General features: G+C 69.9%; 1 protein-coding gene. It reads left to right on the forward strand.

All coding sequences use genetic code 11. From position 1 onward, the window contains the following. Positions 1–2200 (forward strand): thiamine pyrophosphate-binding protein (locus AC5JDC_RS24000; protein ID WP_495845276.1); only part of this gene is annotated, 2200 nt, incomplete at both ends.

The raw sequence follows: 2200 nt of genomic DNA on the forward strand, positions 1-2200 counted from the left end.
CGCGGCTGCGCTGGCTCAGCGCCTGGACGATCCACAACGCGAACCAGCTGCGCGACAGCCGCGACGGGCTGAAGGTCGGCGGCCATCAGGCGTCGTGCGCGTCGATGACCGCGATCATGGCGGCGCTCTATTTCGGCGCGCTCGGCCCCAACGACCGGGTGGCGGTGAAGCCGCATGCCGGTCCGTTGCTCCACGCCATCCACTATCTGCTGGGCCAGCAGAGCCTCGAGCAGCTGCAGGCCTTCCGCGCCTTCCGCGGCATGCAGAGCTACCCGAGCCGCACCAAGGACCGGATCCCGGTCGACTTCTCGACCGGCTCGGTGGGCCTCGGCGTGGCGATCACCGCCTTCGCGAGCCTGGTGCAGGATTATCTGATCGCGCACGGCCAGCTCGCCGAGGGCGACGCCGGCCGGATGATCGCGCTGATGGGCGATGCCGAGCTCGACGAGGGCAATATCTACGAGTGCCTGATCGAGGCGTACAAGCACGACATCCGCAACTGCTGGTGGATCGTCGACTACAACCGCCAGAGCCTCGACGCGACCACCGCCGACCGGATGTTCTCGCGCTTCGACGACATCTTCGAGACCTGCGGCTGGCGCGTCATCACCTTGAAGCACGGCAAGGCGCAGCAGGCGGCGTTCAAGCGGCCGGGCGGGCCGGCGCTCGAGCGCTGGATCGACAGCTGTCCCAACGCCGAATATGCGGCGCTGACCTATCAGGGCGGCAGCGCCTGGCGCGCGCGGCTGCTCGCCGACCTCGGCCGGGAAAAGGGCGTGGCGGCGCTGCTCGACAGCTTCGACGACGAGGCGCTGGGCAGGCTGATGACCGGCCTCGGCGGCCACTGCGTCGAGAGCCTGCTCGAAGCCTTCGCGCAGGCGCAGGACGACAAGCCGACGCTGTTCATCGCCTACACGATCAAGGGGCATGGCCTGCCGTTCGCCGGCCACAAGGACAACCACGCCGGGCTGATGAACCCCGGGCAGATCGCGCAGCTTCGCGCCAGCCTCGGCATCGCCGAAGGCGAGGAGTGGGCGCCCTACGCGGGTCTCGGCGACAACGCTGCCGCCCGCCTCAAGGCGTTCGTCGATTCATCGGTGATGGCGCGCAAGGTCGAGGACCGCGCCTTCGAGGCGGTGCCCGTGCCCGATGTGCTGCCGGTGCCCGACGGCGCCGAGCAGTCGACGCAGGCCGCCTTCGGCCGCATCCTGCTCGACCTCGCCAAGTCGGGGCATCCGCTCGCCGACCGCATCGTCACGACGTCGCCCGACGTCACGGTCAGCACCAACCTCGGCGCCTTCGTCAACCAGCGCCGGCTGTTCCGCCGGCAGGATCTCGCCGACGTCTTCCATCTCGCCAAGATCCCCTCGGCGCAGAAATGGGCCGGCGGCGCGGCCGGCCAGCATATCGAGCTCGGCATCGCCGAGAATAATTTGTTCCTGATGCTCGCGGCGCTCGGGCTGTCGGCGCCGCTGTTCGGGACGCGGCTGCTGCCCGTCGGGACCGTCTACGATCCGTTCATCGCCCGCGGCCTCGATGCGCTCAACTACGGCTGCTACCAGGATGCGCGCTTCCTGCTGGTGGCGACGCCCTCGGGGGTGACGCTCGGGCCCGAGGGCGGCGCGCACCAGTCGATCAACACGCCGCTGATCGGCATGGGCCAGCCGGGGCTCGACTATTATGAACCGGCCTTCGCCGACGAGCTGGCGGCGATCATGCGGCACGCCTTCGCGCATCTGCAGGCGCCCGATGGCGCCTCGGTCTATCTGCGCCTCACCACGCGGTCGATCGCGCAGGTCGCGCGCGACGACGACCGCTGGCAGGCCGATGCACTGAAGGGCGGTTATTGGCTGAAACCGCCGGTCGCCGGTGCCGAAGCCGCGATCGTCGCGACCGGCGCGATCATGCCCGAGGCGATCGCCGCTTGGGAGGCGCTCAAGGACGACGTCCCGGGCCTAGGCCTTTTGGCGGTGACCTCCCCCGATCTGCTGCACCGAGGCTGGTCGGCAAGCCGCGCGGCGCGTTGGAAGGCCAGCAGCGGCGAACCCAGCCATGCCGCCAAGCTGCTCGCAGCGCTCAGCCCCACCGCCGGCCTCGTGACGGTCATCGACGGATCGCCGGCAGCCTTGTCGTGGCTTGGCGGTGTGCGCGGGCAACGTGTCAGCCCGCTCGGCACCGACCGTTTCGGCCAGACCGGCGA

Source organism: Kumtagia sp. (assembly GCF_059502445.1).